Consider the following 6144-nt stretch of genomic DNA (forward strand, 5'->3'; position numbering starts at 1 on the left):
TTGCTGGTCTTGCTCGTGGATTCCTTGAGATAGGAGGACCCTTCGCCCTTGTTGCACAGCGACCAAGCAGCGTAGCTGATGTTGTTGCGCACCAGCAGCGTCATCCAGTCGTTCGCGTTGGCGATGTCGATCCCGCCCCAGCCGGACGCGTCGGTGATGCCGAATTCGGAGACGAACACCGGCGTGCCAGCAGCCAAGGCCGTACGCAGCTTGTTCTTGATGTTGTCGTAATGCGTACCCGCGTAGAAGTGCAGCGTGTACGCCACATTGCCAATCCCGTCGGCGGACAGCGGTTTGGCCGCGACCGCGTCCACGTCCTGCGACCAGGTGTTGGTTCCGCAGATGACCACGGACTGGTTGCCGGTGGCGCGAATCGCCTTGGTGATGCGCTTGCTGTACGTGTACAGGTCGTTGCCGGAACCGTCATACCAGGAGGTGGATGTCGGTTCGTTGGCGATTTCGTAGAGGACGTTCTTCAGGTTCTTGTACTTGGCTGCGTACTTGGTGAAGAACTCTTCAGCCTTGTCGGCGTCCCCGTTGGGATTGTAGTTGAGCACATGCCAGTCAAGGATGACGTACATGCCCAGTTCGTTGGCCGCGTTGACGGCTTCCTCGATTTTCGCGTCCATCTTGGCCTGCGAACCCTGCAGGTAGCCACCTTCGCGCGGGTAGAGCGCCAGACGCACCATGTTGATGCCCCACTCGTCACGCAGGGACTGGAACGCGTCACGGTTGATGTACTGCGGGAACCATTGCACGCCGTGGGTGCTTGCGCCGCGCAGCTGGAACGGCTGTCCATGCTCGTCAAGCACGGTCGGTGCACTGAATCCTGCCGCCTTGCCGATGGACAGCTTGCCGTGCTGGCCTACCGGAGTGTCTTTGTAAGCCACGTCCTTCAACTCGCCGTTGACCGCGTAGGCGAGCTGATCGCCGCTGGCGTCCGCGGTGAAAGACTTCATCGCCTGCGCGTAATCCACACTGCTCGCAGCAGCTGGCTGAGCCGCGATGGCGGACTGCGCGGACACGGCTGCAACGCCTGTCGCGCACCCTGTGGCCAGCATTGCACTGGCTGCGATCGCCGCGAGTATCCGCGACAATGGCTGACTGGTTGATGTCACGTCAATCTCCTTCGATAACTGACTTTCCTTGGGATATTTCCTTGAACTCCTTGTGAATTCCGCAGGAAACTCCTGAAACTTCCTGGAATGGATTCCCCGGGAGCTTGGGAAGGTCTGATGGGAATTCCTCGGATGATTTCTCGGAACGACCGGTCAACGACTGCCCGGCCGTGATTCACAGCATCCATGCGCCGAACAGCACGCAATCAACAAGCAGATTGTGACCTTCGTCACACTTCGCGTGAATCAAACACCAAGAATAATCCATGCGCTACCCAGCAAACAGCCATTGGTCATCAAACGGACAATGACAATAGACAACACGATTGTCAACGCCCGGACCCAATCGCCACAATCAGCCACATGTCAGCTCAAAAGAGATATGCGACCGACATCATTCGGCAGGGCGTCATCCGACCATCAGCGAATAACGCCCTCCCGTCTTACGCTCTCTTCACGGCGACAATCGCGTACGCGCACAGGTTCGCATCGTACTGGCGAAACACCTTGCGCATGGCAAGAACCCGTTTTCTTCCCGCCGAATTGCGTATCATATTGCCGGCAAACCGCATCGCACCGCCGAATCCCTCATCACTGACGATGCGGGCGGGTTCCAGCAGATGCATCGGACGTTCCAGGGTGGCGGCGATGTCGAATCCCTCGCCGTCGAGCATGTCCACCCATTCGGGGAGCGTCAACGGCCTGGCCCCGACATGAATCGCCCGCGAGATACCACGTTCCAGGTCATTGCGCAATTGCCGGTCGGCATCTTCCGGTTTCAATCCCATCTCATGGATTGCATAACGACACCCGGGTTTGAGGATTCTCGCAGCTTCACGCACTACGGCACGCTTGCGTTCAAGTGGGAGCATGGTCAGCATAGCCTCGCCGATGACAAGGCTCGCGGATGCGTTCGGCAAACCGGTACGCGCGGCATCCGCCTTGACCATTCTCGCTTGATGGTGTTCGCCGACGATCTCGCCCATTGCCGTTTCACCCTCCGGATTCGGGTCGACACCCGTATAGCTGCGGGGATTCGCCGCGAGCAGTAACGCTGCGGTCTTGCCTACTCCGGGGCCGAATTCAACAATGCCATCGTCAGCGTTCACGCCAACGGCATCAAGCATGGCACGAGTCAGCTCGATGCCACCGGGGCGCAGCACGCGTTTGCCCATCTTGGCGAGCAACCAGTGCCCTTGCAGGCGCTGCTCCTCGGGGCCGGAGCGCTGGCCGTGGACACTTTGCGCAATCTGGGCTTTCCGCGAGCCGATGACGCTCTGCTCGTTTGAAGGAGTGCCCGAAGCATGTGGATTGTTGGACATGTCCGAGACGATCACCGATCACCATCCTGCTGTTCGCGTCGTGAATCTCCTTGTTCTTGAAGATGTTCACCGTGATGGCCCTCATGCCCATGGCATCCGCAGCTTCCATGATGGCCCCGGTGAGACGGGTCACACGAATCCGGTTGCGTATCACGAGCATCGCCATCTTGCGTCTGACGCATCGATTCCACGTCAATCAGCGTTAACGACATACGGCTCGGTTCCAATGCGGTCAACGCATGCCTCTCCCCCGGCGCCAGATAAATCACGTCGCCCGCAGTGACGATATTCTTTGCCCCGCCGACCGTGAAATCAAACTTGCCCTCAAGAATATTGACGATCACCGCGCGCGCTGACGCGTGATCAGTGAGCACCTGTCCTTCACCGAACGTAAAGAACACGTGTCGCAACAACGGGTTGTTCACCACCACGCGGGAGGTGGTCGTGTCATCAAGAATAGGAAGATTCTTGTTGATTCCGGTACTCACGACAGATTCGGAAACAGTCGTCTTGGCCATAATGCCTCTCTTTCTGTATTCGGTATGAAACAAATCTTGCACGCGTCGCGTCCCCGGCGATACGCAGAAACGCTGAACGCAGGTTCATTATCACAATGACCGCGCAACACTTCAAGACTTTTCAACGGGAAATTGGAGCCAGCAGTGTGGGGTGTATCACACCGGCCAACGGTCCCATCCGTCTGTCCCGCAGGCAGCAACTCCAGACATACGCTGTTGCGATAATCGTTTACCTAGGCCCTGCCGAGACGACTGGACATGACAGGCAACCGTGCAGGAGCGCGGCAGGCGCGGCTCACGGTGAGGCACTGGCGTTGCGACCTTACCGCCGCGAGCATACCAAGATGCATTCAGTGACGCGGCTGACAGTGAGAACTGGCGCTGCGGCACCGGAACTCTGTACGCCGATTTGCGTGTATCTGCGGTATCTGTAGTACCTGCCGGAGGCTATCTCGCTTATCGGGGTTCGCCGACCTGCGATACCGCAAGTACGACTGTTGATATTCCGCGGGTCATGCTCGCGGTATCGAGGGTGCGCGAACCCGGATAGTGGAGATATGGTTCGCGGGGTACTACAGATAGGCGAGATGCAGCCCCTGTCATGGACAATCAAGATTCCGGAATACCGGAGTCCAAGTGGATTGCGGTAATGACAACGAAAGTCACCTCTGACCTCGACGTAAGCATCTGTCAACATTGAGGATATCAGCGTTAGAGATACTTCCCGCAAAATGTCAGAAAAGGAACAAAAATCTTCGCAGAGATGGCACAGTATGTTATGCCATCTGTGCTGGCATACTCATCATCAGGGGAGTTGCCCAGTGGCGCAAAGCACACCTAGTTCTCAATCACAATATCATTACTCCATCAATGTCGGTATGATTATCTACGCCAAAACTCTCGATATGTGAAGAATATTTCGAACCCATATGATACATACGCAAACTGTCATGATCCTCATCGATAATCTCCAATAACTCTTTTTTCAGCATTAGATAATCAGACATCGATACGACACACTCGAACACGCTATTCTGCACACGCTGTCCGTAACGCGTACAAGATTTTGCCACCCGTCTCAATCTGCGCTTACCGGCTGTCGTCTCGACATTGACATCATAAGTCACAAGAATCATCATCGACATATTCGGCTCCTCTCTCTATTGCGGTAACGCACCGAATCACTTTGAAGCTGATGTCCGCGGCATCGTTGGCAGCCGATATTATACTTCATATTTTTCATGATTCATTAATAGAAATTAAGTATTATTTCCACATAAACGGCGGATATGCATCAAGGTCGCCTCGAATCGTGCGAGTGAGCAGTAATGCTTGCACATATGGAACCAACCCCCACGGAATTTTCTCCTTAAGGAACGGATGAGTGAGCACCTCGTCTTTACGTTTCTTCCAAGCAGCAAGCACTGTCCGGCGTCCCTTGTCATTCAAGAATACGCCACCATTTTCGCGCTCTTCGAAATCAGAACCCTTTATTGCTCCTGTATTCACCAACGAAAGTGCGAACCTATCACAGAGAACCGAGCGAAGCTCCTCCATCAGGTCAAGTGCGAGCGATTCACGCCCCGGAAGATCACGGTGAAGAAAACCTACATACGGATCGAGCCCGACACCGTGAAGTGCCGCTGCGCAATCCCCTGCCAGCAATACATACACGAAAGAAAGCAAGGCATTCATCCGATCCATCGGAGGCCGCCTGCTCCGGGATTCGAAGAAGAAGTCATCCTTATTCCGCAAAATGAGATCATCAAATGTGTAGAAATAATCCTGGGCCGCACGCCCTTCAACGCCACGCAACGCATCGATAGATGTCTGCGCGCGAACCGAGACAATGGCATCAGCCAGAAGATGGCTTTGTCCAGCCACACGCTCCATGTTAATGCTCATGGCGTGGTCACGTCGGGCACGTTCGAGGACCCAGCGCGCATTGTAAATCTTTCCGATAACGAAGGACTTGGCGATGGGCAACGCACGCGATTCATCATCGGCAATACGATATTGCTCGCGTCTGAGAAGCACATTCCGAGAATTCTCACCGAAAATTGAGCAGTAATACTTTCCCCAAGGGGAATAGAACGACAGCGAAACACCAAGCTCGGCGCAACGCCCCATAAGAGCCGGCGAGGCTCCTTTGTAGCTGAAGCACAGAATATGCTCAATCGATCGCAAGGGAACGGAGCCGACGCGCTCCTTGCCGCGTTCAACGTAGACGTTGTCGTCTTTGCAAGACAAATACACGTCCTCGCTTAGCACGAACAATGAATTCAATAGCGTACGCATCGCTCACACCTCATTCTGCGGTTTTCTGGTTCAACCCGCCAACAACTTCTTCAATCCGGTCATTGATATACGATGACGCAGACTCCGAAGAACCCAGTTCCGGAAGGCACAGATCCACAAGGGAGCATGACCGGCATCTTTTCTTGGAACGCCTGACCCGTGGAGTGTAGTCGCGCTCAAACAACGCATGCATTGATGCCAGGTCGTCACGCACGCGTTGCCTCAGCTCCTCATCGAATTCAACAACCTCACGGCGGCGATTCTTGTTGTAATACATCGCGCCCGCAGGTATCGTGCAGGACAGCATTTCCTCAAGGCACATCGCCTCGCAGCACAATTGGTAGTGCCCCGCACGATTGTATGGTTGCGCACCTCCGTGCTTATATTCGACCGGATAGGGCTGCCACCGTCCATCACGACCGCTCAGCGTCGCGCCGCTGTCGGAACGTCGAAATTCAACAACGTCACACGCACCGGTCACACCGAGCGTGGCGGAGAATACACGAAGGTTCCGCAGTATCAAGAGATCACCGCGCGTCTCAGACTGGGCGTAGTCATCAGCGCGTTCATGAACGATGGTGCCGGCGGTAGTCAGCCCGTTGTCTTTCCATAGTTGCTCGATGTGAATGAGCGCCCATTGACGTTGGCAATATTCAAAATGCTCTATGCCTGAAAGCATGAGCCATTGATCCTCAGGATATTCGGCAACATGCCGAAACGACGCAGACATGGAAATCACTTCCCGCTACAGAAATCCGCGCTGCGAACGACCAGCACAGAGTAAGGAATGACAGGAACCGGAGGGCGTCAACGCCAGGATGCGCCCACGCCCTCCGGCGGATTATTCAGCGACCTTCAATAACTTCGTATGAAAGCCCTGGAACAGAT

Annotated in this window: 6 protein-coding genes; all 6 read right to left on the reverse strand. The window is 55.1% G+C overall.

The genetic code is table 11. The features are described 5' to 3' along the window. Positions 1 to 1118: glycoside hydrolase family 5 protein (locus ACI38B_RS04145; RefSeq protein WP_439729647.1), on the reverse strand; the 1118-nt coding region annotated here is incomplete at its 3' end. 443 nt (positions 1119 to 1561) lie between these two features. Further along, positions 1562 to 2440 (reverse strand): class I SAM-dependent methyltransferase, encoded by an 879-nt coding sequence (locus ACI38B_RS04150; RefSeq protein WP_439729648.1) that lies wholly within the window; start codon positions 2438 to 2440, stop codon positions 1562 to 1564. An 11-nt stretch (positions 2441 to 2451) separates the two neighbouring features. Further along, entirely contained in the window at positions 2452 to 2958 is a 507-nt protein-coding gene (locus ACI38B_RS04155; protein WP_439729649.1) for a cupin domain-containing protein, read from the reverse strand. Positions 2959 to 3806: 848 nt separating this feature from the next. Then, positions 3807 to 4097, reverse strand: coding sequence for a CRISPR-associated endonuclease Cas2 (gene cas2 / locus ACI38B_RS04160; protein WP_439729652.1), 291 nt, complete (start codon positions 4095 to 4097; stop codon positions 3807 to 3809). Positions 4098 to 4224: 127 nt separating this feature from the next. After that, positions 4225 to 5256: a type I-C CRISPR-associated endonuclease Cas1c gene (cas1c, locus tag ACI38B_RS04165; protein ID WP_439729650.1), complete on the reverse strand. Its 1032-nt coding sequence runs from the start codon at positions 5254 to 5256 to the stop codon at positions 4225 to 4227. Between the two features lie 10 nt (positions 5257 to 5266). Then, positions 5267 to 5935 (reverse strand): CRISPR-associated protein Cas4, encoded by a 669-nt coding sequence (gene cas4 / locus ACI38B_RS04170; RefSeq protein ID WP_439729651.1) that lies wholly within the window; start codon positions 5933 to 5935, stop codon positions 5267 to 5269. Positions 5936 to 6144: the final 209 nt, after the last annotated feature.

It is taken from the genome of Bifidobacterium sp. (assembly GCF_051876855.1).
Taxonomy (GTDB): Bacteria; Actinomycetota; Actinomycetes; order Actinomycetales; family Bifidobacteriaceae; genus Bifidobacterium.